This is a genomic window from Azospirillum canadense (assembly GCF_025961225.1).
Taxonomy (GTDB): domain Bacteria; phylum Pseudomonadota; class Alphaproteobacteria; order Azospirillales; family Azospirillaceae; genus Azospirillum; species Azospirillum canadense.
Window position 1 is genome coordinate 859,882 of the sequence record NZ_JAOQNG010000001.1, and the last position, 25,206, is coordinate 885,087.

Genomic DNA, 25,206 nt, shown 5'->3' on the forward strand with positions numbered 1-25,206 from the left:
CCGCATGAAAAAGCGCTCGGTCCTCATTGCCGGTCACCCGACCAGCGTCTCCCTGGAAGAGGAGTTCTGGGAGGCGCTGAAGGCCATCGCGCAGGCCCGCGGCACCTCGGTCAACGCGATGATCGAGGAGATCGACTCGACGCGCACCGGCAACCTGTCCAGCGCCATCCGCGTCTTCGTCCTGAACGCCGTGCAGGGGAGGGCGTAGAGCCGCCGTTCGCGTCCGTCGGTCGCTGGACAGGCGGAGCCGTGGGGGTCTAAACCGGTTGCGGTTTCTCCCTCCGCCCGAGTGCCCGCCCGTGTTTCCTTCCCTCGCGCCGTCCGACCTGTCGCTGCCCGACATCGCCGCCTTCTTCTGGTTCCTGCTCTGCTGGATCGGCTTCACCGTGATCCAGGACCGTCTGCTGACGGCACGTGTGGCGGTGAACCAGCACCTGAAGCTGGTGCGGCGGCACTGGATGCGGCGGATGATCGACCGCGACAACCGCATCATGGATTCGCAGCTGATCGGGCACACGATGCACAGCTGCACCTTCTTCGCCAGCACGAACATGCTGGTGCTGGCCGGGCTGGTCGGCGCGCTGGGGGCGGTGGAGCACGCGCACGACGTCATCGGCAACCTGACCATCGCCGTGCGGACGTCGCGGGAGTTCTTCGAGTTGAAGATGCTGCTGCTCGTGGCGATCTTCACCTTCGGCTTCTTCAAGTTCACCTGGGCGCTGCGCCAGTACAATTACTGCTGCGCGCTGATCGGCTCCGCCCCCCTGCCGCCCGTGCCGGAGCCGGAGCGCAGCGCCATGGCCGACACCATCGCGGAGGCCATGACGCTGGCCGTCACCGCGCTGAACGGCGGCATGCGCGCCTATTACTTCGCAATGGCGGCGCTCGGCTGGATGCTCGGCCCCTGGGTTTTCATGCTGTGCAGCGCCGCGGTCGTGATCGTCCTCACCCGGCGCCAGGGATTTTCCGCCACCGAAAAGGTCATTCGTGTGCAAGCGGACGCGCTTGAGAAGTCTCGCCTCTGACCAACGCTCTCATTTGGCGAGAATATGAGATAAAAACTCTCAACCTGCGACGTTCTATCCTCTATGCTGCGCTGCGCATTAATGCTTTTGTCATAGCGCGAACGGTTTTGTGTGCGCCGCAGCACAGGTTGGGAGTTTCGGCCATGGACATCGACACCGCGGTTTCCGTCTTGAACACGCTGGACGAGGCGGAGCGCATCCTGGGTGAAATCCGCTTGCACGGCGGGGCCGGCGCAAGCCGGGAGTTCCTGACCCGCAACCGCGAACTCCTCGAAGAGGCGCGCCGCCACCTGGACACCGCGCACGAGCTGGTGTGATCGGACGCCCCGGCGCGTTAATCGTTGCGCACGGAAGCTTGCCCTCTGAAAGCCGGCCGCGCCGCGGTCAGCTCTTCCAGAGGATCTTTCCGCCCTTGCCGCCCATCTTCGACCAGTCCTTGGCGAAATAGGCGAAGTCGCGCGACGGGCGGCTGTACAGGTAGCCCTGCGCCAGCGACACCCCGAGTTCGGTCAGAAGCTCCGCGTGCTCCGGCCCTTCGACCTGTTCCCCGATCAGGCCGAGGCCGAGCTGCCGGCAAACGTCCACCATGGACCGCAGCATGGCCATGTCGCGGGCGTTGTCCACCGCGCCGCGCACGAACTGCCCGTCGATCTTGGCGAAGTCCGCCTGGATGCCGTAAAGCGACTGGAAGGAGGTCGACCCGGCGCCGACGTCGTCCAGGCAAATGCGGAAGCCGGCGGTCCGCAGCTTCTGCAACACCTCGTTCAGCCGCGCGATGTCGGTGACCACCACCGTCTCCGTCACCTCGACCAGCAGCTTGCGCGCCAGATCGCCGTAGGGCTCCGTCACCGCCTGGAACTGGCGCAGGAAGATCGGGCTCATCAGCGTCTTGGCGGACAGGTTGATGGCGACGTCCGGCAGGGTTGGCTCCTTCCGGTACGTCTGCATGGTGTCCAGCACCGACTGCGTCAGCAGCAGGTCAAAGTCGTAGATCAGCCCGACATCCTCGGCGAAGGTGATGAAGTCGGCGGGTGACGGCATACCCTCTACCCGCGTCAGCGCCTCCAGATGGTGGACGGCCTGCGTCTGGATGTCGACGATGGGCTGGTAGACGACGAAGAAGTCGCGTTTCTCGATGGTCGCGCGCAGCCGGCCGATGCGGTCCACCGCGTCAGACAGCATGCGCTTGGCGCCGTCCTCCAGGCTGGAAATGGTGAAGTCGCCGCCCTGGGCGGAGGCGAAGGCCTGCACCGTGTAGACCAGCGCGCGGGCGGCGTCGGCGGCATCCAGCTTCTCGTCGCCGACGTCCAGCGACCAGGTCCGGATGCCGCCGGGCAGCTCCCCGCCGGCGTTGTGGATGATCTGGGCGATGTGGCTCTGCACCTCCTGCCCGTCGATGTCGCTGGCGTGCACGATGCCGTAACGGTCGGTGGCCAGCCGGCCGGCGCTGTCGCCATCGGCGGAGATGGCCCGCAGATAGGCGTCGATCCCCTGCTTGACCTCGTCCGCCGCGCCCTCCGGCAGGGCGTCCACCATGGACTGCAGCCCTTCCACCAGAAGCAGCGTCAGCCCGTGGTCCAGCCCCTTTTCCCGGGCGCGGATGATCCGCTCCTCCAGGATGTTGCCGAAGGCGTGGCCGTCCAGCAGCTGCCCGGCGACCGTCAGCGCCTCCTGCGTGGCGCGCGGGCCGGAGGACAGCAGGATGGTCAGAAACAACGACCCAGGGCAGGAATCGAGCCGGCAGCCGCCGAGCAGCGCGGTGAAGCGCTGCCCGTCGCAGCCCTGGAAGACGACGCGGGCGGGCTTGATGCGCGCCTTGTCCTGGATGCGCTTCAGCAGGACGTTGATGTATTTCCGGTCGCTCGGCGCCACCAGATCCAGAAGGCTGGAGCCCACCAGCCCGGCGACGTCGCCGGTGGTCAGGCGGCAGCGCGCGCCGGCGCAGAACTGGATGACGCCCTTGGTGTCCGTCTCGATCAGCAGGTCGGCCGCGGCGAAGGCGAAGCCGACGAAGCGGTCCCGCTCCCGATGCGAGGCTGTGCGGCGGACGGATACCGTCGCCGTCGCGTTGGGCGCCGAGGTGGGCGCCCCTGTCGGTCGCCTGGGCGGTTGGTGCGCGAGGTGCGGCATCGGCCCCGAAATCGGTACAAAAAGAATCGGATTCCTAAACTTTCGTGCGTGAAGAGTAACGCGCCTCCGCGTTCAGAAAAAGGACCAAAGAATCATTTGTGCAAAACAAACAATACATACATGTGTGGATTTTCAGAGATTTAGAGACAAATCCGCGGGTCCGCGCCGAATCATCGCACCCTCAGATCCGCCAGCCGCAGGCTTTCCACGCGCTGCCGCATCCCGTCCTGACCGACCACCGACAGCATGACCGTGCCAGCACTCCAGTCGATGTCCACCGTCCCGAAGTTGACCTCGGTGTAGCGTTCGCCCAGCCGGTTCGGGCCGGGTTCCTTTGCGGCGTTCTTGCGTGGGGTGGTGCGGTTGATGCCGCTGGAGGTCAACTCGGTCAGCGGGTAGGGGACTCCGCTGGTTTCGCGGTAGAGCGCGCCGAAATGGCGGTCGCCCGACAGCAGCACCACGCCCGCGGCGCCGGTGTTGTGGATCAGGTCGTACAGCCGCTGGCGCTCGCCGGGGAAGTTGCCCCAGCGCTCCCACCCATGGCCATCGGCCACGACCTGGACGGAGGACACGATCAGCCGCAGGTCGGCCGGCTCGCGCAACCGCTCCTCCAGCCAGCGCCACTGCGTGTCGCCCAGCATGGTCCGCGACGGGTCGGGGTCGGGCAGATAACGTTCCTTGCCTACGGCGCCGTGCTCGTCGGTGCGGCGCAGGGGGGAGCGGAAGCTGCGGGTGTCCAGCAGGATCATCTGCACGCGCCGGCCGGGCGGGCCGAAGCTGCGGGCGTCGTACACGCCGTCGCGGTGGCGGCGCGGATCGTCGGGCGGCAGGTTCCAGAAATCGGCGAACAGCCGCTGCGACTCGGCCCGGAACGGGTAGTCGGCCCCGGCGTCGTTCTTCCCCATGTCGTGGTCGTCCCAGGTCGCCATGACCGGGACGGTGTCGCGCAGCCGTTGGTAGCCCTCGATCGTGGCGGCCTTGGCGTAGGCGGCCCTCAGCTCCGCAAGATCAGGACTCTTCGAGTCGCCGTAGACGTTGTCGCCGGCGAAGACGAACAGCTCCGGCCGGTAGTCCAGCACCGCGCTCCAGATCGGTTGCGGCTTCTCCTGGTCGGCGCAGGACCCGAGGGCGATCCGCGTCAACGACCCGTCCGGCAACGGCGGCCCGGCCAGCGCGAGGTTCGCGAGGAGGATGAAGGCGGCGGCGAGCAAGGCGCGCATGGTGCCTCGGGGACGGTGGGGGCCCAACACGAAAACTCGTGGGGCCCAACGCGACAACTTGTGGGGGCCCAACTCCTGGCGCTACCCGCCTCACCCCCGCGGGAACAGGCGCGTCACGTGGCCCATCTTGCGGCCGGGGCGGGCTTCCGCCTTGCCGTAGAGGTGCAGGCGGGCGCCGGGCTCGGCCAGCAGCTCCGGCCAGCGCAGCACGTCGTCGCCGATCAGGTTCTCCATCTCGGCGTCGGCCACGCGATCGACGGAGCCCAGCGGCAGGCCGCAGACGGCGCGGACCAGCTGCTCGAACTGGTCGCTGTGGCAGGCGTCCATGGTCCAATGGCCGGAGTTGTGCGGGCGGGGTGCCATCTCGTTGACCAGCACGGCACCGTCCGGCGTCACGAACATCTCCACCGCCAGCACGCCGACGAGGTCCAGCGCCTCCGCGATGCGGCGGGCGACACGCTCAGCCTCCGCGGCGGTCTCGGCGGACATGCGAGCGGGGGCGAGCGTCTTGTCGAGGATGCCGTTCTTGTGCCGGTTCTCCACGGCGGGGTAGGCGGCCATGGCGCCGTCCAGCCCGCGGGCGACGATCACCGACACCTCGCAGGCGAAGGTCACGAAGCCCTCGACGATGCCGGCGTCGGCGCGGATGGCGGCCCAGGCATCCGCCGGGTCGATGCCGGGCTCAATGCGGGCCTGTCCCTTGCCGTCGTAGCCCAGGCGGTTGGACTTCAGGATGCAGCGCGGGCCGACCTCGGCGACGGCCTTGGCCACCTCCTCGGCGCTGTTCGCCGCGCGCCAGGGGGCGGTGGCGATGCCGAGATTGTTGACGAAGGATTTTTCCGCCACCCGGTCCTGCGCCACCGACAGGACGTTGCCGCCGGGATGCACGGGGGCGAAGCGGCCGAGATGCTCGACCACGGCGACGGGGACGTTTTCCCACTCCAGCGTCACGACGTCGACGGCGCGGGCGAAGGCCTCCAGCGCGTCCAGGTCGTCCCAGCGGGCGGAGGTCACGGCGGCGGACACCTGGGCGCAGGGGCTGCCCTCCGCGTCCGGGGCGTAGACGTGGACCTTGTAGCCGAGCCGGGCCGCGGCCAGCGCGGTCATGCGGCCCAGCTGGCCGTCGCCCAACATGCCGATGGTGGAACCGGGGGGCAGCGTGCGGTGGGACATGTCAGCCAATCACCGGTTCAAGCGGGGGTGTCGACGGGGATGTCGGCGACGGCGGCGGTCTGCCGGGCGCGCCAAGCGTCCAGCGCCTCGGCCACCGCCGGGTCCATCAGTGCGATGACCGAGCCGGCCAGCAGCGCCGCGTTGATGGCGCCGGCCTTGCCGATCGCCAGGGTGCCGACCGGAACGCCGCCGGGCATCTGCACGATCGACAGCAGGCTGTCCATGCCCTTCAGCGCGTGGCTTTCGACTGGGACGCCGAAGACGGGCAGGGGGGTCATGGCCGCAGCCATGCCCGGCAGGTGGGCGGCCCCGCCGGCCCCGGCGATGACGACCTTCAACCCGCGCTCCCGCGCGGTGGACGCGTATTCGACGAGCCGCTGCGGCGTGCGGTGGGCGGAGACGATGCGGACCTCATGCGGCACGCCGAGCGCCGACAGCGTATCGGCCGCATGCTTCATGGTGGTCCAGTCGGACTGGCTGCCCATGATGATGCCGACCAGCGGCTTGGCTACGGACTCGTCAGACACGGCGGCTCGCTTTCCCTCAGGGTCTGGAAAGCGGCGCATTATAGAAAGCGCGCGACGGGAGTCCAGAGAGACGCGTGGAAACGCCCTGCCGTTCATCCGCTTTTGCGCCGGGAAACCCGCACCCGTCGTTCCGCGTTGCATATCCATGACGGTTTCATGACGGAGAGACCCCGCATGGATGGTTCGCCGGCCGCCGACATCGCGATGAAGCGGCAGGAACGGCCCCAAGAGCAGCCCCCGGAAAATCACCAAGAACAGCCGCTCTCACGCCAGGACAAGGTGCAGGACGTCCTGAACGAGGCGCGGATGCTGGTGCTGGGCGCGCAGGTTCTGGTCGGCTTCCAGTACAACGCCGTGTTCCACCCCGGCTTCGAACGGCTGTCGGAGGGGGCGAAGTGGCTGATCGTCGGGTCGCTGGCCGGGATGCTGCTGGTCGTGGCGCTGGTGATGTCGTCCGCGCCCTTCCACCGCATCGCGGAGCGCGGACGCGACACGCGGCGCCTGCAAAGCCACGTCTCCCGGCTGATGGCCGTGGCCCTGGCGCCCTTCGCGGTGGCCATCGGGCTGGATCTCTACACGGTGTCCGAACGGCTGCTCGGCCCGGCCGGGGCGGGGACGCTGGGCGGTGCCGCCACGGCCGCGGCGCTGGCCCTGTGGTACGCCGCCGGGATGCTCGGCCGCCAGCCCAAGCCTGAGGAAGACAGGATGCCCGACGACGACACGTCCCTGAAGGACCGGATCGAGCACATGCTGACGGAGCTGCGCGTCGTGCTGCCGGGCGCGCAGGCCCTGCTCGGCTTCCAATTCACGGCCATGCTGACCGACAGCTTCGAACGCATGGCGGAGCCGCTGAAGCTCGTCCATCTCGGTTCGCTGTGCGCCATGGCGCTGGCGGTGGTCCTGCTGATGGCGCCGGCCCCGTTCCACCGGATCGCGGCTGGCGGCCGGATGACCGCGCGGGTCAACCGGTTCGGCGTGAACGCGCTGATCACGGCGATGGTGCCACTGGCGCTGGGGATGGCCGGGGATTTCTACGTGGTGCTGGCGCTTGTCGGCCATTCGGAGGGGCTGGCGCTCGCGGGTGCGGCCGTCCTGCTGGCGATGTTCGCGGTGCTGTGGTTCGCCGTGCCGTTGCTCGCCCGGCGCTGAGGGGGAGGCAGGCGATGATGCCCCTTACGCGATGATGTCTGGCAGCAGGCGGCTTTCCAGAAGCGCAATCTGGTCCTTCAGGGCAAGCTTGCGCTTCTTCAGGCGCTGCATCTGAAGCTGGTCGAACGGCGCACGTTCGTGCAGGCGCGCGATCACGTCGTCGAGATCGCGATGCTCGCTGCGAAGCGTCGCCAATTTTTCCTTCAACATCTCTTGTTCGTTCATGCGCCCGGATGCCCGCTGGCTAAGCGGGCGGGACTATACCAGATTTGATGAGACGCGGCACGGCGAAACCTGCTTCCCCTGCGCAGGTTATCATCCGGTCTTCGTAATGTAATATCCGGTCGCCCCCAGAACGATTGCGGTGGAACATCGTTCTGGTAAGACTACCAGACGAAGCAGATCCAGGCGAAACGGGACAGGGATCCATGACAGCTGGCAAGCGCATCGGCATTCTCACCAGCGGCGGCGACTGCGCCGGGCTGAACGCGGTGATCCGCGCCGTGGTCCACCGGGCCGTCCTGACCTACGGCTGGCAGGTCCTGGGCATCAAGGAGGGCACGCAGGGGCTGTTGCAGCGCCCGGTGCAGTACCAGGTGCTCGACCTGCCGCAGGTGGACGGCAACATGATGCGCATGGGCGGCACGATCCTCGGCACCACCAACCGGGGCGATCCCTTCGCCTATCCCATGGCCGACGGCTCGCTGAAGGACCGCTCCGACGAGATCATCGGCGGCTACCGGGAACTGGGGCTGGACGCGCTGATCGGCATCGGCGGCGACGGCAGCTTCGCCATCCTGCACAAGCTGGCCCAGAAGGGCGGGCTGAAGATGGTCGGCATCCCGAAGACCATCGACAACGACCTGGGCCTGACCGAGGTGTCGGTCGGCTACGACACCGCCGTCGGCGTGGCGGTGGAGGCGCTGGACCGGCTCCAGCCGACCGCGGCCAGCCACGCCCGCGTCATGGTGCTGGAGGTGATGGGCCGCGACGCCGGCCACATCGCGCTGGCGGCCGGGATCGCCGGCGGCGCCGACGTGATCCTGATCCCGGAAATCAGCTACTCGATCGAGAAGATCGCCGCGAAGATCAAGCAGGTGCGCTCCACCGGCCGCAACTTCGCGCTCGTCGTGGTGTCGGAGGCGGTGAAGACCGTGGAAGGCACCGGCGTGCAGAAGCTGCTCCAGGGCGGGCAGAAGCGCTACGGCGGCATCGGCGACTACATCGGCGAGAAGATCGCCGACGCGACCGGGGCGGAAACCCGCGTCACCGTGCTGGGCCACGTCCAGCGCGGCAGCATGCCCAGCCCGCGCGACCGTCTGGTGGCGTCGGCCTTCGGCGTGCACGCCGTGGACCTGATCGCGGAGGGCAAGTTCGACCGCATGGTCGCCTGGGCCAACCGCGGCGTGATCGACGTGCCGATCACCGAGGCCATCGCGCGTTATGCCGAAGTCGAACTGGACGGCGCCCTGGTCAAGACCGCCCGCGGCCTGGGCATCAGCCTGGGCGACTGAGTCCTAGGAATCGGAGGGTATTTTCACCACAGAGGCACGGAGACACAGAGGGCGTGGTTTCTCTGTGCCTCCGTGTCTCTGTGGTGAATCCTCATACCATCACGACAACTTGCACCGCATGACCGAAAACCCCCTTTGGGACTTCTCGCTCGCCGTCTACGCGCGGCCGGGGGTGCCCGCGGCCTGCCTGGACTTGCAGGACCGGCGTGGGCTGGACGTCAACGTCCTGCTCTTAGCCGCCTGGGCCGGCTTGGCCTGCGGCGTGCGCCTGTCGGCCGACGAACTGGCGCGGATCGACGCCACCATCGCCCCCTGGCGGGCCGAGGTCATCCAGCCCCTGCGCGCCGTGCGCCGCCGGGTGAAGGGCGAGGATCAAGCCCTCTACGAACGTCTGAAAGCCGCCGAGCTGGCGGCGGAGCGCATTCAGCAGGACCGGCTGTTCGCCGCCTCCGGCCTCGTTCCCGCGCCGGGCCCGGGGCCGGGTGGTTCGGTCGATCTCGCGGCGGCGAACCTGCGGCTGCTGGTGCCGGACGACGACCCGGCGTTGGCCGCGCTGATTGCCGCGCTTTAGTGGGTCAGCACCCGGCTCTTCTTGGTCCGGTTGCCTTCCAGGTCCTCTTCCTCGTCGTCGGAAACCTGATACGGCTTCCCGACGTAGAAGGCGTTGCAGCGTTTGCCGCCGGACAGGCGGGTCAGCCCGGCCTCCCACTCCTGCCCCTTGGGACCGAGGATGCGCAGCTTCAGCTGGTTGACCAGCGGGAAGATCTGGAACCCCTCCATGGTGACCGACTCACCCTTTTCGGAGAAGACGTCCTGGCCCAGCGTCAAGGTCTTGCCGGCGATCTCCAGCGTCACGTCCTGGGCCCAGGGGCATCCGCCGCCACCGCCGGCCGCCTTCTCGTTGGCGAGGGCCGTCCCCGGTGCGGTCGTGGCGACCGCCGAGACGAGCGCGCAGGTCAAAGCCAGAGCACAAACGTTCACGCGCCGATCCATCGCGAAAAACACCCACCGTCCCATGATCCGTCGGAGGAGCATATTTGCTGCGTCTGCGTAAGGCAACGCGGAGGATGTTCGAAGCAGGGTTGCACTTTCGGCTAGGCTGGATTGCCGGCTAAGCTAATCCGGTTTCCGTAGGTCAAGGATCCGCGTCTCCCATGGCGACCATCACCGAGGCCCTTCTGGCGGCCGTCGATCACCACCAGGCCGGCCGCCTGAACGAGGCCGCGACGCTGTACGCCCGCATCCTGGAGGCCGATCCGGAGCAGCCGGACGCCGCCCAGCTGCTGGGCGTGCTGTACGCACAGGCCGGCCACGCCGCGAAAGGGGTGGGGCTGCTCCGCCGGTCGCTGGCTTCGCGGCCGGATTCCGCGGGTGGCCAGTCGAACCTCGGCGGCGCGCTGCACAGCCTGGGCGACGCGGCCGGCGCGGAGGACGCGTTCCGCCGCGCCTTGCGGCTCGACCCCGGCTTGGCCGACGCCCACGCCAGCCGGGCCGGCGCCCTGCGCGCGCTGGGCCGGGCGGGGGAGGGCGCCGCGTCGGCCGCCCGCGCCCTGGCGCTCGACCCGATTCACGCCGAGGCGCTGGCGAACCGCGCTGATTCGCTGCTCGCGCTGCGGCGGGCACCGGCCGCGGAGATGGCCGCCCGGCGCGCGCTGGCGGTTCGTCCGGCCTTTCCGGAGGCGCAGATGGCGCTGGGCTCCGCGCTGGCCGCGCAGCACCGCTGGGACGGGGCGGAGGTCGCCTACCGCGCCGCGCTGGCCTGCCGACCGCGCCTCGCCGAAGCTTGGGAGAATTTGGGCGCCTTGCTCGCCAAGCTCGGCCGCTTCGATGAGTCGCTGGCCGCCTTCGCGGAGGCCGAGGCCCTGCGCCCCGGTCCCTCCCTGTGGGCGGCGCGCGGCACGGCGCTGGTCGCCATGGCCCGCCCGGCGGAGGCGCTGGCCGACATCGACCGTGCGCTCGCCGCCCGGCCGCAGGACGCCGGCCTGCACTGGAACCGCGGCTTCGCCCGCCTGCTGGCCGGCGACTACGCGGGCGGCTGGCCGGAGTTCGACTGGCGCCGCCACGACCAGGGGGCGGAGCCGCCCTGGCGCACCTTCCCGCAGCCGACTTGGAGTGGACCAGGGGCGGGGGAGGACATCGCCGGGCGGACCATTCTGCTCTACGCGGAGCAGGGGCTGGGCGACACGCTGCAGTTCATGCGCTACGTCCCGCTGGTCGCCGCACGCGGCGCCCGCGTGATCCTGGAGGTGCAGCCGCCGCTGCTGTCGGTTCTCGAAGGGATGGAAGGGGCGGACCGGGTGATCGCGCGCGGCGATCCGCTGCCCCCCTTCGACCTGGAATGCCCGCTGATGAGCCTGCCGCGGGCGCTCGGCACCACGCTCGACCGCGTGCCGGCCGTGGTGCCCTACCTGCGTCCCGACCCCGTGCGCGCCGCCGCCTGGAAGGAGCGCCTCAGGGAAGGGGAGGGGCTGCGCGTCGGGCCAAGGGTGGGACTGGTCTGGGCGGGCAACCCGCGCTTTCCCGGCGACCGCCTGCGCTCCCCCCGGTTGGAGGGGCTGCGGCCGGTGCTCGACGTGCCGGGGGTGCGCTTCTTCGGCCTGCAGAAGGGACCGGGGCGCGAGGATCTGGAGGGGGCGCCGCTGCCGGCCGCCTTCACCGACCTGGGGCCGGAGATCGCCGACTTCGCCGACACGGCGGCGATCATGGCGAACCTGGACCTGGTGATCTCCTCCTGCACCGGGCCGGCCCATCTGGCCGGGGCGCTGGGCGTGCCGCTGTGGGTGGTGCTGCCCTTTTCGCCGGACTGGCGCTGGCTGCTCGACCGCCAGGACAGCCCCTGGTACCCGACCGCCCGCCTGTTCCGCCAGGACCGGGTCGGCGACTGGCGCACCGTCGCCGGCCGCGTGGCCGAGGCGTTGCGGGGCTTTACGCCTTCAGCGTGAGGGTCGTTTGCGTCATCTCGTCGGCGGTGGACACCAGCTTCGACGCGGCCGAGTAGGTGCGCTGGGCCTGGATCAGCGTGGTGAACTGGCTTTCGATGTTGACGTTGGAGCCCTCGACGCTGTTGTTGTTCAGGCTGGCGCCGGCCGTCGTGTTGCCGGTCTTGCCGTCGCCGGAGGGGCTGCCGAAGGCGGCCAGCTTGATGGCGCCCGACTCGGTGGTCGCCCGGAAGGATGTGCCGGACAGGTTCTCCAAATCCTGCGGATTCGCGACGAGCGCGTCGGGCACATGGTAGAGGTAGCGCTGCCGCCCGCCGGCAAAGTTCGCGGCAACATAGCCGTCGGAGGTCAGTTCGGCGCCCTGGTAACTGCCGGCCGCGATGCCGTTCTGGCTCGACCGGGTGCCGATGTCCATGTCGGCGATGCTGGTGACCGAATCGTCCGGCTTGCCGTAGGTGCCGAGGTCCACCGAGATCGGCCCGAAATTGCCGCCGGGGTTGATGCCCATGGACAGCTTGCTGCCGTTGGCCCCCCCGGTCAGGACGCCGCTGCGGTCGAAGGTCATGCTGCCCATCGGCTGCCACGTGGCCGGGTCGCTGGCCTTCACCGAGCCGACCGCCTGGCCGTCCGCCCCGACGGTGCCGGCGTTGTAGACCTTCCAGGTCGTGCTGCCGTCCTCCGCCAGGCCCGACTTCATGAAGCGCAGCGTGGTGGTGCCCGCCGTCCCGCTCTTGTCGATCAGGTTCAGCGTGGCCCCGGTCGTGTTGGCCAGCGTCGGCGACGCTGCGACCGCCTGGGCCGTCGGCAGGTTCATGGCCAGCGACGCCTGGGTCGTCGCCTCGTGGTAGTCGGTCAGCCCCTTCAGCGAAACGGGCGTCAGGCCGGACGTGCTGCCGATGGTCGCCGACGGGTTGTTCGGGTCGATCTTGAATCCCATCAACGCCTTGCCGGCGTTGTTGACCAGATAGCCGTCCTTGTCCTTCGAGAAGTCGCCGGCACGCGTCAGCTCGACGTTCGAATCCGACGGGGCTCCGCTGCCGGTCGTGGTCCCCGCGGTGCCGTTGAGGAAATCGATGTCCTGGACGACGAAGTAGCCGTTGCCGAGAATCGACGCGTTCGTCGTCACCCCGGTCTGGCTGGTCGTGCCGGCGCGGTTGTCCAGCCGGTTGTAGGCACGTACGCCCGACCCCGGGTCGCCGACGTTGCTGGACCGGTCCTTCAGGAAGACGTCGTCGAACTGCGTCTCCGTGGCCTTGTAGCCGGTCGTCGTCGCGTTCGCGATGTTGGACGAAATGGAGCCGAGCGCACGGCTCTGCGCCGTCAGCCCAAGCACGCCATTGTTCAGGATCGTGGTGATGCCCATGGTCCGGCCGTCCTTCCTCGCGGAATCCGATTCGGCCGGTGTAAAGCAACAGGCGTGCCAGTCGTTTTGGCCGCCGGATCACGCGTTTGAGGGGGGATGAGAAGCGGGGGAATGGGCAGAATTTTCCCCCGCCGGGGGCTTGGAGCCCCCTCCTAGGAAAGAACGGCCCTTATTCGACCGGCAAAAAGACCCCGGTCTTCGGGTCGATGGCCCAGAGGTCGCCGCTGTCCAGGTCGAACCACCAGCCGTGCAGTTCCAGGTCGCCCGCCTCCACCTTCTCGCGCACGAAGGGGAAGCTCATCAGGTTGTCGACGGACGTGCGGACGGCCGCGCGCTCCACCACGCCGGGGTTCTGCTGCAGCCGGTCCAGCTCCGCCTTGCGGCGCTCCTCGTCGGTGTCCGTGCTGGGAAGCGGGACGTAGGGGTCGAGCGCCGCGCTGGCGATGGACACCCAGGGCGACACGAAGTCGTTCTGGTCCGGGGTGCCGGCGCGCAGGCGGATCAGCCCCTGGATGCCGCCGCAGAAGGCGTGGCCCAGCACGATCACGTGCCCGACGTTCAGCACGCGCACCGCGTATTCAATGGCAGCGGAGGTGCCGTGGTAGGCGCCGTCGGGCTGGTAGGGCGGCACGAGGTTGGCGACGTTGCGCACCACGAACATCTCGCCCGGCTCCGCCTGGGTCAGCAGCGCAGGGTCGACGCGGCTGTCGGAGCAGCCGATCATCAGGATCTTCGGCTTCTGCCCTTCCTCGACCAGCTGGCGCATGTTCTCGGGCCGGCGCTCGTAATAGCGGGCGCGAAAGCCCTTGATGCCGGCCAAAAGCTGACGGATGGGAACTTCCCGGTCGCTGTTGTTCATCATGGTACGGACATCCTCGCACGTGCCGGCCGAACCGGACTTCCCCAATTCAGACATTAACAGTGCGGTATAGCCCACGCCGGCCTAGGTTTCTAGAACCTCCGTTTGCTCGCCCCAGCGCCGCACGATTCCGGCGTCCAGCCCGAACAGGTCCAGCGCTCGGCCGACCGCGTGGTCCACCAAGTCGTCAATGCTCCGCGGCTTGGCGTAGAAGGCCGGCACCGGCGGCGCGATGACGGCACCCATCTCCGCCAGCTGCGTCATCGTGCGCAGGTGGCCGAGGTGCAGCGGAGTCTCCCGCACCATCAGCACCAGCGGACGGCGTTCCTTCAGCGTCACGTCGGCGGCGCGGGTCAGCAGGGTGGAGGTCACGCCCGTGGCGATCTCGCTCATGGTGCGGACGGAGCAGGGGGCGACGATCATGCCCATACAGCGGAAGCTGCCGCTGGCGATGGCCGCGCCGATGTCGGCGGCGGCGTAGGACACGTCGGCCATCGCCCGCAGCTCCGCGACCTTCAGCTCAGTCTCGTGGGCGAGCGTCACCTCCGCCGAGCGGCTGACGACGAGATGCGATTCGACGCCGATTCGGCGCAGCGCGGCCAGCAGCCGGATGCCCAGGACGCTGCCCGAGGCTCCACTGATGCCGACGACAAGGCGGGAGGGATGGCTCATAGCCGAGATCTAGCGCGGCGCGGTGGCCGCGTCCAGGGAGAGGGAACCTGTGGCCCCCTCCCTAACCCTCCCTCGCTGCCGCGGTGGAGGGAACGTGGGCAAAGCGACGGCAATCCCCTCCACCGCCAACGCTCTTGCGCAAACCGAAGGTTTGCGCTGACGCGGCAGGCGGACCTTCAGTCCGCCGAGAGCGGGGGAGGGCTAGGGAGGGGGCAGACGCGCCTCAGCGCGCCTCTTCCTGCTCCGAATAGGGCGACTCGTCGCCGTAGCCGCCGTCCTCGCGGTCCTGCGCCTCGCGCTCTTCCGGGGTCAGGGGCACGCCGCCGCGGCGGACGGCGAGCGCCAGCGCCTCTTCCAACTCGCGCTGGGTACACAGGCCCAGCAGGACCGGGTTGCGCGGCTTGATGTTCGGGGCGTTCCAGTGCGACCGCTCGCGCACCGACGCAATGGTCGGCTTGGTGGTGCCGATCAGACGGCAGAGCTGGGCGTCCGACAGTTCCGGATGGTGCTTCAGCAGCCAGGCGATGGCGTCGGGCTTGTCGCCGCGCTTGGTGATCGGGGTGTAGCGCGGGCCCTTGGACCGGGCGGCCGGCAACGGCAGGTCAGGGACCAGCAGCTTCAGGCGCAGGTCCTGGTTGCGTTCGCACCGCTCGATCTCGCCCTTGGTCAGCTGACCGTTGGCCACCGGGTCCAGCCCGACCATGCCGACTGCCACCTCGCCGTCGGCGATGGCCTGGACCTCCAGGGAATGCAGACCGCAGAAAGCGGCGATCTGCTCGAAGGTCAAGGATGTGTTCTCGACCAGCCAGACGGCCGTCGCTTTCGGCATCAAGGGCAGTGCCATCGTCCCTCCTCACAACTCCACACCGACCCTACCCGCGGGCGGGTGGGCCGTTCGAAATCACTGTACCGGAAATTCCCCGGCTTCGCCCTCCATATAGGGCCGAAGCCGTTCTATGTAAGCGCGCCGGGGCAGGCGGCCGGGGAAGCCCCGGACGCCCATCCTCTGCTAACCATCTTGGCGAGCTTTAGCAAGCCTGCGGCGCGCGCCGCAAACAAGAATGACGGGAAAATCGTGGCCTATGCCGAAATTCCGGGCTGCGAAGCCCGGAATTTCCGTCGCCATGCAACCTTTCGCCGCGGGGGCGGCGCCTTACGCCCCCACGGTCATGACGATCTTGCCGATGTGCGCGCTGGACTCCATCAGGGCGTGCGCCTCGGTCGCCTGCTCCAGCGTGAAAACCTTGTGGATGACCGGCTTGATGGAGCCGCCTTCCAGCAGCGGCCAGACCTTCTCGCGCAGCGCCTCAGCGATGCGGCCCTTTTCCGCCACCGGCCGGGCGCGGAGCGTGGAGCCGGTCAGGACCAGCCGCTTGGTCATCACCGGGAACATGTTGATGGACACCTTCGGCCCCTGGAGGAAGGCGATGGAGACGTGCCGCCCGTCCGGGGCCATGATCTCGATGTCGCGGGCGATGTAGTCGCCGCCGACCATGTCCAGCACCACATCCACGCCGCGCCCGCCGGTCTCCTGCTTGATGACGGCGACGAAATCCTCGGTCTTGTAGTCGATGGCCCGGTCGGCGCCGAGATCCTGGCAGGCGCGGCACTTGTCGGCGCTGCCGGCGGTGGTGAAGACCTTCGCGCCGAAGGCTTTCGCCAGCTGGATCGCCGTGGTGCCGATGCCGCTGGACCCGCCGTGCACCAGCAGCGTCTCGCCGGGCTTCAGCGCGCCGCGCTCGAACACGTTGGTCCAGACCGTGAAGAAGGTCTCCGGCACCGCCGCCGCCTCGACCATGCCGAATCCCTTCGGCACGGGCAGAAGCTGCGGGGCGGGCACGACGCAGTACTGGGCGTAGCCGCCGCCGGCCACCAGCGCGCAGACGGCGTCCTCGGCGGCCCAGCCCGTCACCCCTTCGCCCAGCGCCACGACGCGGCCGGCGATCTCCAGCCCCGGCAGGTCCGACGCGCCCGGCGGCGGGTCGTAGCGGCCCTGGCGCTGCAGCAAGTCCGGCCGGTTCACGCCGGCCGCCTCCACCGCCACTAGCACCTCGCCGGGGCCGGGCACCGGGGCGGGGCGTTGCACGGCGCGCAGCACCTCCGGCCCGCCGGGCTGGGAAATCTCGATGCAGGTCATGCTGTCCGGCAGGGCGATGCCCATGGTTTCTCCCCTATTCTCGTTCGGTCGCTTGTTTCAGGTGTACTGTATACCCAAGCGTCGAAGGTAGATTTCCGCGACGGAACTGGCAAGGATGGGCGTCGAACGGCCCGCATCTTAGGTTGGGGGAAACAGCATGGACATCGACGACCTGGAACCGCGCAAGGCCAAGCCTGCGCCCAAGGATCTCTCCAGCCTCGGCGTGGCGGAGCTGAAGGCCTACATCGCCGGCCTGGAGGCGGAGATCGAGCGCGCCCGCGCCGCCATCGCCGCGAAGGAAGCGCAGAAGAACGCCGCCGAGGCCTTCTTCAAGAAGCCGTCCTGAGGGTTGGCCCCGAAACGCGAAAAGGCCCCCTCCCGCGCCGTGGCGGAAGGGGGCCTCTTTCCGACCGATAATGTTGGTCAGTCCCGGCCGACCAGGTCGCGGTAGCAGTGCCAGGAGGCGTGGCCGATCAGCGGGAAGGCCAGCGCCATGCCGAGGAAGCCGGTGACCATGCCGGCGGCCATGAACAACGCGATCAGGAAGCCCCAGACCGCCATGGCCTGCCAGTTCTCGCGCACCACGGTCACGCTGGTCGCCATGGCGGTGAAGACGTCGGTCTCGCGGTCCAGCAGCATGGGGATCGACACCACGCTGATGGCGAAGACCACGGTGGCGATCACCCCGCCCAGGATCGTCCCGGTCAGCAGGAACGGGATCGTCTGCGACGAGAAGAAGATGCGCTCGACCAGCTGGTCGAAGGCCGGCGGGTCCATGGAAAAGAACAGCGCGAAGATCAGGAAGGCGACGCGGATCCAGGCGAGCAGCGCCAACATCAGCGTCAGCCCGATGCCGGCGATCTGCATGCCGTTGCGGTGGTAGGCGCCGGCCACCCGGGCCAGCGTCGGGCGCTCCCCGCGCTCCAGCAGACGGCTCGTCTCGTAAAGGCCGACGGCCAGCACCGGCCCCAGCAGCATGAAGCCCGCCGCCATCGGCAGGATCAGGTAGCCCATGTCGTACATGGCGAGCCCGGCCACCAGCACGAAGCTGGAGACGACGGCCAGCACGCCATAGGCCAGGCTGATCACCGGGCTGGCGCACATGTCGCGCCACCCCGCGGTCAGCCACACCCAGGGACGGTCGGTGCCGACCACGCGGATGCGCGGCAGGAACCGGGACGGCTTGTGGAATTCGGATGCACCGCGATGAGACCAGACGTCGACCATGGCTGCGGCCTCCCCCTTATCCGGGAAATGTGTCGGTTCAGTCTTCTGTGGGCTTTGCCCGTTTGCCTCTCGTGGTGATCACTGTAGCGCAGCAATTTGCGGCTGAACAGATTGTCTGTTCGACGGACTGTTTCGGCGCGTAATTGTCACGAAAGTCAGAAGAGCCGGTCCCTTGGTGTGGTCCCTGTTCCTGGTTCCGGTCGCCGCCCCCTGTTGCCGGCAAGACTCACTCACCATGCGACCGTCGCGGGACCCGTCCACGATGGCTGACGCGGGAGTCGTCGCGGTGGTAGCAGAATGGGACTCAACGTCAGGGAATCCCGTTCATGGCTCCGAAGGCCCTCAAGTCCCCCGCCCTCACCGTCGTCAAGGGCGGCATCAAGGGCGGCAAGACCCTTCCCCCCAACGCCGCCCGCCACATCGAGCGGCACAAGGCGGCGGCGCGGACACTGCGCAAGCCGACCGCCTTCCAGGCGCCGACCCCGGTCCTGGAGCAGGACGGCCGCGTCGCGTTCCCCGGCGTCGTCGAATACCGCCTGAACGACGGCACGACCGTTGCCACGCCGCCCGTGGACAACGGCATCATCTACCAGCCGGTCATCCACGACCTCGCGCTCTACGACTGGATGCGCGCCCGCGGCCTGACCGAGACCGGCCACCGCGTCGTCTGACGCCATGTCAAGGCTCCGCCCTTCTCCCACCCGCGGGGGAAGGGCGTTTCAGTCCTCCACCTCCTTGCCGTCCACCTTCTTGCCATCCAGGTCCGTCGTCCGGCGCTCGCGCTCCTGCCGGTCGCGCTGCTTCTCCGTCTTGGTGCGTCCGAAACGCACGCGGTTCTCCTCCGCGACTTTTTCGCGCTCTTCCCGCTCGCGCATCTTTCGGAATCGGTTCAGGTTGACGACATCACCCATGCGCGTTTCTCCAACGTCTCGTCCAAGGTCCCTGGCCACCCGCTGGCGCCTTGACCGGGGCCGGCGGCGATGTGCGGGGCGGGCGGAAACTCGGCCGTGGATTTGCCCAAATTGCTTGTTCTTGTCTGTGTCTTAGCTTAGCGAAACACCGCAGGGGCTGAAAGGTCCGGGCCTTGCGGACGGTAAGGCCGGTGGTGCGGGGGAGGGCGGGGCGTCGGTGAAGAAGATCCTGATCGCGGTTCTGGTCGTGCTTGCCGTTCTGGTCGGCGCCGTTCTCATCGTGCCCGGCTTCATCGACTGGAACAGCTACAAGGCCCAGATCGCCGAACGGGTGTCGTCGGCCACCGGCCGCGCCGTGGAGTTGAAGGGCGACATCGGCCTGTCGCTGCTGCCGTCGCCGGCCCTGACCGTGCGCGACGCGCGGCTCGCCAACGCGCCCGGTGGGTCGGAACCCGACATGGCCCGCCTGAAGGAGCTGGACGTCCGTGTGGCTCTCGGCCCGCTGCTCGGCGGGCGCATCCAGGTGCAGAGCATCCGCCTGATCGACCCGGTCTTCGTGTTCGAGGTGCTGCCCGACGGCCGCTTCAATTGGGACCTGTCCGGCGCCGACCGCCCGCCGGCCGCCGCCAACCAGGGCTCGGGCGACGGGCTGGCGTCGGCGGTCAGCTTCGACCAGGTAACGGTCGAGAACGGCACCATTCTCTATCGCGACGCCCGGGCCGGCCGGTCGGAGACGCTGGACCGCCTGGACGCCCGCATCGTCGCCGGCAGCTTCACCGGCCCCTTCCAGGGGCAGGGCAGCTTCCGCGCGCGCGGCGTTCCCATGCGCGGGGAGATGTTCGTCAGCCGTCTCGTCGAGGGAGCGGCGGTGCAGGTCCGCGCGGCGCTGTCCATGGCCGACACCGACGCGACGCTCCGATTCGCCGGCATCGTGACCAAGGCGCCGGTCGGCGGCGGCTCGCGCGCCCAGGGCGACCTGCGGGTGGAGGGCGCCGACCTCTCCCGCGCGCTGGACAGCCTGACCGGCAAGCCGGCCGGGCAGGGCGGCGCCAACCCGGCGCTGGCGCAGAGCTTCAGCGTCCGCACGGCGGTGGAAGCCTCGGCGGCCGGGGCCAGCTTCACCAACCTGGAAGGCCAGCTCGGCGACACGCGCGCCACCGGCACCGCGACGTTGCGCAGCGGCGGCCCGGAGGCCGGCAGTCCGGCGCGGGCGGAGGTGACGCTGGGCCTCAACCGCCTGGACCTGGACGCTTGGCTCGACCGGGCCGGCACCTCCGGCTCCGGCGGCGCGGCGCCCGCAAACCCGGCACCCACCGGCGGGGGCAATACCCCGGCGAACGGCACCGCCGGCCGCCCCGGCAGCTTCGCGCTGCCGGAGGGGCTGGACGCCAAGCTCGACCTCTCCGTGGACGCCGTCACCTACAACGGCGGCATTGTGCGCCAGGGGCGGGTGGAGGCGAACCTGTCCGGCGGCACCCTCAACGTCGACCGTTTCAGCGCGCTGCTGCCCGGCGGGTCCGATTTCGTGGCGGCGGGGGAACTGGCGGCGGCCAACGGCCAGCCGGCGCTGAACCTGCGGATGGAGGCGAACGCCGACAACCTGCGCGCCCTGCTGGAGTGGATGAAGGTGGACGTTCACGCGGTGCCGGCCGACCGGCTGCGCCGCGCCTCGCTGTCCGCGCAGGTGCAGGGGCGGCCGGGGCGGGTGGACGTCTCCGGGCTCGACCTGCGGGTGGACACCAGCCGCCTGTCCGGCGCCGTCGCCTATGTGGACCGCGGCCGCCCGGCCTTCGGCGCACGACTCGACCTCGACCGCCTGAACCTCGACGCCTACCTGCCGCAGCCGGCGGAGAGCGGTGCCGTGGCGGCGGGGACTCCCCCGGCGAACGCCGGCGGCAAGGGCGCCACCGACAAAGGCGCGAATGACAAGGGGGGCAACGCCCGTCAGCCGATGACGCCGGCGAACCTGCTCGCCTCGGTGGACGCCAACCTTGACCTCACCGTCGGGCAGCTGACCGTGCGCGGCCTGCCGGTGCAGGGGCTGCACCTGGACGCCACGGCGGCGGGCGGCGCCCTGTCGGTGAAGGAGGCGACGGTCGAGGATTTCGCCGGGCTGAAGGGCCGGCTGGACGGGCAGGCCGCCGGGATCGCCCCTCTGCGCGGCGCGCACCTGGCCCTGAACGTGGAGGCGGCCAGCCTCGACGGCCTGTCGCGGGTCGTGGCCTGGCCGGCCGGCGCCCCCGATCCGGAGAAGATCGGGCCGGTCAAGGCGCAGGCCCGCCTGTCCGGCGACACCGACCGCTTGGCGGTGGAACTGTCCATGGACGTGGTGGGTGGCAACCTGGAGGCCGGCGGCACGATGCTGAACCTGGAGCATAACCCCTCCGCCGACCTGAAGCTGCGCACCAAGCACCCAGAGCTAGGTCAGCTCGCCGCCCTCCTGTCCAACCGCGCGGAGGCCGCCGCCTACGGGCCCATGGACGTCTACGGGGAACTGGCGGGGACCAAGAAAGCCTTCACGCTCGCCAACATCCAAGGCACCGTCGCTGGAACCTCGTTGCGCGGCCGCGCCGCCGCCGACCTGAACGGGGCCAAGCCCCGTGTGGACGCGGAGATCCAGACCGGCGACCTCGACCTCGACCGGCTCGCCGCCGGTCCCGCCGCGGCGTCCCGCCGGCCGGGGGCGCCTGCCGGTGGCCCGGCGCCGGCCGGGAGCGACGCGCCCACCCCGACGGCCGACTCCGGCACCCTGGATTTCGGCTGGCTGAACAGCTTCGACGGGCGTCTGGCGCTGACCTCCGCGGCTCTGGTCAAAGGCGAGACGCGAATCGAGAAGCCGGCCCTGCGCGCCACCGTTCAGAACGGTGTGCTGACGCTGGAGCAGTTCGACGGCGGCCTGCTCGGCGGCCAGCTGGGCATCACCGGCCGCCTTTCTTCCCCCAGCGGGCAGGCGCCGACCGCGGAGGCCGCGATCACGCTGGTCAAGGCGAAGCTTGCCCAGGCGTTCAAGGGCGGGGGCATCGGCGGTGGGGCGGTCGACTTGGCCGGCGGCACTCTGGACCTCGAATCGACGCTGGCCTCCAGCGGTTCCAGCACCGACGCGATGCTGAGGGGGCTCAGCGGGCAGGGCCGGGTCAGCGCGCGCGACGGCGTGATCCGCGGCTTCGACCTGCGCGCCCTGCGCGACCGCCTGACCAAGCTCGACCGCCCGCAGGAGCTGCTGGGCGCGGTCATGGGCGGGCTGCAGGGCGGCGAGACGCAGTTCGCGCGGATGGACGGCACCTTCGTGGTGGACCGCGGCGTTCTGCGCACCGAGGACCTGAAGCTCGACTCGGACGTCGGTCAGGCATCGGGGGCGGGGCAGGTCAACCTGCCGGCCAAGTCCATCGACATGCGCGTGCGCGTCACCATCCTGTCGGAGCAGGCGCTGCCGCCGCTGACCGTGCGCCTGTCCGGCCCGCTGGCCCAGCCGACCCGCTCCTTCGAGATGCAGGAGGTGCAGGAGTATTTCGCCAAGCGCGCGGCCGAGGGCCTGCTGAACCGCGTGATCCCCAAGGACGTGCCGATCCCCGGCGCCGGCGGGGATGGCGCGCCGGTGAAGCCCGACACGCTGCTGAAGGGCCTGTTCGAGGGGCTGCGCCGGTGATCCGGCCAGCCCCGAACGATGCGCGCCCGTGACGCATCGCACCCAAGCCCGTTGAAGTTCTGCGGGGTGGGTCCCATAATGTGCCAACGAAACCCGGATTTTGAGTCGATGCAGGTGGACAACAAGCTTCTGGACGATCTGGCCCGCGTCGCGGGTGGCGCGCTCGGCGCGCTGTCGTCCCTGCGTGAAGAGGCCGAGGCGCAGATGCGCCAGCAGTTCGAGCGCGTGCTGTCGCGGATGGACGTGGTCAGCCGCGAGGAATACGAGGCCGTTCGCGCCATGGCCGCCAAGGCCCGCGAGGAGCAGGAGGCGCTGACCGAGCGAATCACCGCTCTGGAAGCGACGGTGGCCACCCTGCTCGCCGACCGCGCCCTGCGGCACGACGAGGGGGCGCCGCACCGCCGCGCTCCCGGCCAGGCCTCCAATCCCCAGGCCTCCAATCCCCAGGCCTCTGCCCAAGCCGGCAAGCCGACCGGCACGGCCCCCAGTCCAAGTGACGACTCGGGGCCCGGCGCCGGGGTCTGATCCCGCCGCCACCGGTCACGAATCCATCACGGACGCACCGCCGAAAACCAGTTGCGCCGGCCTGACCCTTTTTGGCACGGTGCTTCCGGTGGTAGCCCCTCCGGTCGCCTGACACAACATCTCGGGGCTTTGGCTCTTGGCTGGATGAGCCTTGAGCCCGGCCTTGCCCCGGGGGCCTGGGGGCGGTGACGTCCACCGCGCCTTCACAGGAGGATGCCGACATGTCGGCTGTTGCCGTCGACACTCCCTCTTCCGCCCACAATCCCCTGGACATCGTCGAGGAGATCGTCACCGCCAACGAATGGCCCTTCGAACGGGCCAGCGAGGACGAACTCGTCGTCGAGATCGGGGGCCGTTGGTGCGACTACCGGCTCTACTTCGTGTGGCAGCCCGACGTCAGCGCGATGCAGTTCTCCTGCCAGTTCGACATGAAGGTGCCATCATCCCGCCGGTCCGCGGTCAACGACCTGTTGGCCGAAGTGAACGCGCGCATGTGGCTCGGCCATTTCGACGTCTGCTCGGAGGAGCACACGCCGATGTTCCGCCAGACCATGCTGCTGCGCGGTTCGCGCGGGGCGACGGTGGAGCAGCTGGAAGACCTCGTGGAGATCGCGCTGTCGGAGTGCGAACGATTCTACCCCGCCTTCCAGTTCGTGATCTGGGGCGGCAAGTCGGCGTCGGACGCGGTGTCCGCCGCCATTCTGGACACCGTGGGCGAGGCGTAAGGTCATGGCTGAAGGCGGCGCGCTGCTTCTGGTCGGCTGCGGAAAGATGGGCGGGGCCATGCTGGACGGCTGGCTGGCCGCCGGCACCGCGTCGCGCGTCGTGGTGGTGGAGCCCTCGGGCCTGCCGGAGAGCGTGCGCGGCAACCCCGCCGTCTCCGCCGCGACCGGCCCCGCCGATCTTTTCTCCGGTGTGGGGCCCTCTGGTTTCGTGCCGGACGTCGTCGTCCTGGCGGTGAAGCCGCAGGTGATGGACACGGTCCTGCCCGGCTACCGCCCGCTGGTGCGCCCCGGCACCGTCTTCCTGTCCATCGCGGCAGGAAAGACGATCGGCTCCTTCGAAGCGCTGCTGGGCGGGGGGGCGGCTGTGGTCCGCTCCATGCCCAACACCCCGGCCGCCATCGGACGCGGCATGACCGTCGCCGTGGGCAACGCTGCGGTCACCGAGGCGCAGCGCACGCTGTGCGACGCGCTGCTGCGCGCGGTCGGCGACGTCGCCTGGGTGGAGGACGAATCGCTCCTCGACCCGGTCACCGCCGTCTCGGGCAGCGGCCCGGCCTATGTGTTCCTGATGGTCGAGGCGATGGCCAAGGCCGGCGAGGCCGCAGGCCTGCCGGCGGAGCTTGCCATGCGCTTGGCGCGGGCCACCGTTGCGGGTGCCGGCGAGCTGATGCACCAATCCCCGACCTCCGCCGCCGACCTGCGCAAGGCGGTGACCAGCCCGAACGGCACGACTCAGGCGGCGCTGGATGTGCTGATGGCCGGCGACGGCCTCCAACCCCTGATGGACCGCGCCATCGCCGCCGCCGCCCGCCGCTCGCGCGAACTGGCGCAGTAAGCGGGCGCCATGACCGACCTCAGCCCCTCCGCCCGCCGCGTCCAGGACCTTCTCGACCGGATCGGCCTCGGCCATCGGGTGGTGGAGCATGAGGGCAGCACCCGGACGTCGGAGGACGCGGCGAACGCCGTCGGCTGCACTGTGGCGGAGATCGCCAAGTCGCTGATCTTCCGCGGCAAGGACAGCGGGCGCCCGGTCCTGGTGGTGGCCAGCGGCGCCAACCGCGTCGACGAGAAGGCCGTCGGCCGGCTGATCGGCGAGAAGATCGAGCGTGCCGACCCCGACTTCGTGCGCGACAGCACCGGCTTCGCCATCGGCGGCGTGCCGCCCATCGGCCACGCGGTGCCGCCGCTGGTGCTGGTCGACGCCGACCTGATGGCGCTGGACAGGATCTGGGCCGCCGCCGGCACGCCCAACGCCGTCTTCCAACTCACCCCCGCGCAGCTGGTCAGCATGACCGGCGGTCGCGTGGAGGTGGTGCGAAAAGGGTAAAGCAGCCCATTCCGGAAGGCTGGGTCAAGCGGGCGCTTTGACCCGGGCGGTTTGATGGCGGCAGATTGCCCCGCGACACGTCCGCGCAACGTCGGCGCTGCCCCCTTCCAAGCCCTTGGCTTCTCTGGCAAGACTCT

At 69.6% G+C, this 25,206-nt stretch carries 27 protein-coding genes; 14 read left to right on the top strand and 13 right to left on the bottom strand.

Features of this window, described 5'->3' with window-relative positions:
* The first annotated feature begins 4 nt into the window (after nucleotides 1-4).
* From M2351_RS04095 to M2351_RS04105, 3 genes are all read left to right on the top strand, one after another.
* Nucleotides 5-208: a ribbon-helix-helix domain-containing protein gene (locus M2351_RS04095; protein ID WP_264654870.1), complete on the top strand. Its 204-nt coding sequence runs from the start codon at nucleotides 5-7 to the stop codon at nucleotides 206-208.
* 91 nt (nucleotides 209-299) lie between these two features.
* Nucleotides 300-1,025 carry a DUF599 domain-containing protein gene (locus M2351_RS04100; protein WP_264654871.1) on the top strand — a complete coding sequence of 242 codons (726 nt, stop codon included), beginning with the start codon at nucleotides 300-302 and terminating at the stop codon, nucleotides 1,023-1,025.
* A 143-nt stretch (nucleotides 1,026-1,168) separates the two neighbouring features.
* Nucleotides 1,169-1,342: a hypothetical protein gene (locus tag M2351_RS04105; RefSeq protein ID WP_264654872.1), complete on the top strand. Its 174-nt coding sequence runs from the start codon at nucleotides 1,169-1,171 to the stop codon at nucleotides 1,340-1,342.
* Nucleotides 1,343-1,409: 67 nt separating this feature from the next.
* Here M2351_RS04105 and M2351_RS04110 read toward each other — a convergent pair whose 3' ends face one another.
* From M2351_RS04110 to purE, 4 genes are all read right to left on the bottom strand, one after another.
* Nucleotides 1,410-3,155, bottom strand: coding sequence for a sensor domain-containing phosphodiesterase (locus tag M2351_RS04110; protein ID WP_264654873.1), 1,746 nt, complete (start codon nucleotides 3,153-3,155; stop codon nucleotides 1,410-1,412).
* 170 nt (nucleotides 3,156-3,325) lie between these two features.
* Nucleotides 3,326-4,375, bottom strand: a complete 1,050-nt coding sequence (locus M2351_RS04115) for an alkaline phosphatase D family protein (protein WP_264654874.1) — start codon at nucleotides 4,373-4,375, stop codon at nucleotides 3,326-3,328.
* A gap of 90 nt (nucleotides 4,376-4,465) precedes the next feature.
* On the bottom strand, nucleotides 4,466-5,548 hold the full coding sequence (locus M2351_RS04120) for a 5-(carboxyamino)imidazole ribonucleotide synthase (protein ID WP_264654875.1): 1,083 nt from the start codon (nucleotides 5,546-5,548) through the stop codon (nucleotides 4,466-4,468).
* Nucleotides 5,549-5,565: 17 nt separating this feature from the next.
* Nucleotides 5,566-6,033, bottom strand: a complete 468-nt coding sequence (gene purE / locus M2351_RS04125; RefSeq protein WP_264656834.1) for a 5-(carboxyamino)imidazole ribonucleotide mutase — start codon at nucleotides 6,031-6,033, stop codon at nucleotides 5,566-5,568.
* 216 nt (nucleotides 6,034-6,249) lie between these two features.
* Between purE and M2351_RS04130 the strand changes: the two genes are divergently transcribed.
* A complete protein-coding gene (locus M2351_RS04130) occupies nucleotides 6,250-7,224 on the top strand; it encodes a DUF6328 family protein (RefSeq protein ID WP_264654876.1) in 975 nt (324 codons plus the stop codon).
* 24 nt (nucleotides 7,225-7,248) lie between these two features.
* Here the strand turns inward: M2351_RS04130 and M2351_RS04135 are convergent, their stop codons facing one another.
* A complete protein-coding gene (locus M2351_RS04135) occupies nucleotides 7,249-7,449 on the bottom strand; it encodes a YdcH family protein (RefSeq protein ID WP_264654877.1) in 201 nt (66 codons plus the stop codon).
* A gap of 203 nt (nucleotides 7,450-7,652) precedes the next feature.
* Here M2351_RS04135 and M2351_RS04140 point away from each other — a divergent pair, with 203 nt between their 5' ends.
* Entirely contained in the window at nucleotides 7,653-8,738 is a 1,086-nt protein-coding gene (locus tag M2351_RS04140; protein WP_264654878.1) for an ATP-dependent 6-phosphofructokinase, read from the top strand.
* A gap of 118 nt (nucleotides 8,739-8,856) precedes the next feature.
* Nucleotides 8,857-9,309 (top strand): TIGR02444 family protein, encoded by a 453-nt coding sequence (locus tag M2351_RS04145; RefSeq protein WP_264654879.1) that lies wholly within the window; start codon nucleotides 8,857-8,859, stop codon nucleotides 9,307-9,309.
* Here the strand turns inward: M2351_RS04145 and M2351_RS04150 are convergent.
* Nucleotides 9,306-9,719: a hypothetical protein gene (locus M2351_RS04150; RefSeq protein WP_264654880.1), complete on the bottom strand. Its 414-nt coding sequence runs from the start codon at nucleotides 9,717-9,719 to the stop codon at nucleotides 9,306-9,308. The two genes, M2351_RS04145 and M2351_RS04150, sit on opposite strands and share 4 nt — an antisense overlap.
* Before the next feature lie 173 nt (nucleotides 9,720-9,892).
* Between M2351_RS04150 and M2351_RS04155 the strand changes: the two genes are divergently transcribed.
* Nucleotides 9,893-11,680, top strand: a complete 1,788-nt coding sequence (locus M2351_RS04155) for a tetratricopeptide repeat protein (RefSeq protein ID WP_264654881.1) — start codon at nucleotides 9,893-9,895, stop codon at nucleotides 11,678-11,680.
* On the opposite strand, the gene M2351_RS04160 is transcribed toward M2351_RS04155, so the two are convergent.
* From M2351_RS04160 to M2351_RS04180, 5 genes are all read right to left on the bottom strand, one after another.
* Complete coding sequence (locus M2351_RS04160) at nucleotides 11,664-13,040, bottom strand: flagellar hook protein FlgE (protein ID WP_264654882.1); 1,377 nt, start codon at nucleotides 13,038-13,040, stop codon at nucleotides 11,664-11,666. The genes M2351_RS04155 and M2351_RS04160 overlap by 17 nt on opposite strands.
* A 169-nt stretch (nucleotides 13,041-13,209) precedes the next feature.
* A complete protein-coding gene (locus tag M2351_RS04165) occupies nucleotides 13,210-13,902 on the bottom strand; it encodes a carbonic anhydrase (RefSeq protein WP_264654883.1) in 693 nt (230 codons plus the stop codon).
* Between the two features lie 81 nt (nucleotides 13,903-13,983).
* Nucleotides 13,984-14,571, bottom strand: coding sequence for a UbiX family flavin prenyltransferase (locus tag M2351_RS04170; RefSeq protein ID WP_264654884.1), 588 nt, complete (start codon nucleotides 14,569-14,571; stop codon nucleotides 13,984-13,986).
* A gap of 223 nt (nucleotides 14,572-14,794) precedes the next feature.
* Complete coding sequence (locus tag M2351_RS04175) at nucleotides 14,795-15,415, bottom strand: DUF1013 domain-containing protein (RefSeq protein WP_264654885.1); 621 nt, start codon at nucleotides 15,413-15,415, stop codon at nucleotides 14,795-14,797.
* 309 nt (nucleotides 15,416-15,724) lie between these two features.
* Entirely contained in the window at nucleotides 15,725-16,732 is a 1,008-nt protein-coding gene (locus M2351_RS04180; protein ID WP_264654886.1) for an NAD(P)H-quinone oxidoreductase, read from the bottom strand.
* Between the two features lie 133 nt (nucleotides 16,733-16,865).
* Here M2351_RS04180 and M2351_RS04185 point away from each other — a divergent pair, with 133 nt between their 5' ends.
* A complete protein-coding gene (locus tag M2351_RS04185; RefSeq protein WP_264654887.1) occupies nucleotides 16,866-17,054 on the top strand; it encodes a DUF1192 domain-containing protein in 189 nt (62 codons plus the stop codon).
* 77 nt (nucleotides 17,055-17,131) lie between these two features.
* On the opposite strand, the gene M2351_RS04190 is transcribed toward M2351_RS04185, so the two are convergent.
* The gene (locus M2351_RS04190) at nucleotides 17,132-17,935 is read right to left on the bottom strand and encodes a DUF2189 domain-containing protein (protein WP_264654888.1); all 804 of its coding nucleotides are present in this window, start codon (nucleotides 17,933-17,935) and stop codon (nucleotides 17,132-17,134) included.
* Between the two features lie 326 nt (nucleotides 17,936-18,261).
* Here M2351_RS04190 and M2351_RS04195 point away from each other — a divergent pair, with 326 nt between their 5' ends.
* Entirely contained in the window at nucleotides 18,262-18,606 is a 345-nt protein-coding gene (locus M2351_RS04195; protein ID WP_264654889.1) for a hypothetical protein, read from the top strand.
* Nucleotides 18,607-18,654: 48 nt separating this feature from the next.
* Here M2351_RS04195 and M2351_RS04200 read toward each other — a convergent pair whose 3' ends face one another.
* Complete coding sequence (locus tag M2351_RS04200) at nucleotides 18,655-18,846, bottom strand: DUF4169 family protein (RefSeq protein WP_264654890.1); 192 nt, start codon at nucleotides 18,844-18,846, stop codon at nucleotides 18,655-18,657.
* A 217-nt stretch (nucleotides 18,847-19,063) separates the two neighbouring features.
* On the opposite strand from M2351_RS04200, the gene M2351_RS04205 reads away from it, so the two are divergent.
* The 5 genes from M2351_RS04205 to M2351_RS04225 all read left to right on the top strand — a co-directional run bounded on the left by M2351_RS04205 (nucleotide 19,064) and on the right by M2351_RS04225 (nucleotide 25,069).
* Complete coding sequence (locus M2351_RS04205; protein WP_264654891.1) at nucleotides 19,064-22,492, top strand: AsmA family protein; 3,429 nt, start codon at nucleotides 19,064-19,066, stop codon at nucleotides 22,490-22,492.
* A gap of 108 nt (nucleotides 22,493-22,600) precedes the next feature.
* Nucleotides 22,601-23,017, top strand: coding sequence for an accessory factor UbiK family protein (locus M2351_RS04210; protein ID WP_264654892.1), 417 nt, complete (start codon nucleotides 22,601-22,603; stop codon nucleotides 23,015-23,017).
* A gap of 221 nt (nucleotides 23,018-23,238) precedes the next feature.
* Nucleotides 23,239-23,742, top strand: coding sequence for a type III secretion system chaperone family protein (locus tag M2351_RS04215; protein WP_264654893.1), 504 nt, complete (start codon nucleotides 23,239-23,241; stop codon nucleotides 23,740-23,742).
* A gap of 4 nt (nucleotides 23,743-23,746) precedes the next feature.
* Nucleotides 23,747-24,577 carry a pyrroline-5-carboxylate reductase gene (proC, locus tag M2351_RS04220; protein ID WP_264654894.1) on the top strand — a complete coding sequence of 277 codons (831 nt, stop codon included), beginning with the start codon at nucleotides 23,747-23,749 and terminating at the stop codon, nucleotides 24,575-24,577.
* A gap of 9 nt (nucleotides 24,578-24,586) precedes the next feature.
* Nucleotides 24,587-25,069, top strand: a complete 483-nt coding sequence (locus tag M2351_RS04225; RefSeq protein ID WP_264654895.1) for a YbaK/EbsC family protein — start codon at nucleotides 24,587-24,589, stop codon at nucleotides 25,067-25,069.
* The last annotated feature ends 137 nt before the right edge of the window (nucleotides 25,070-25,206 follow it).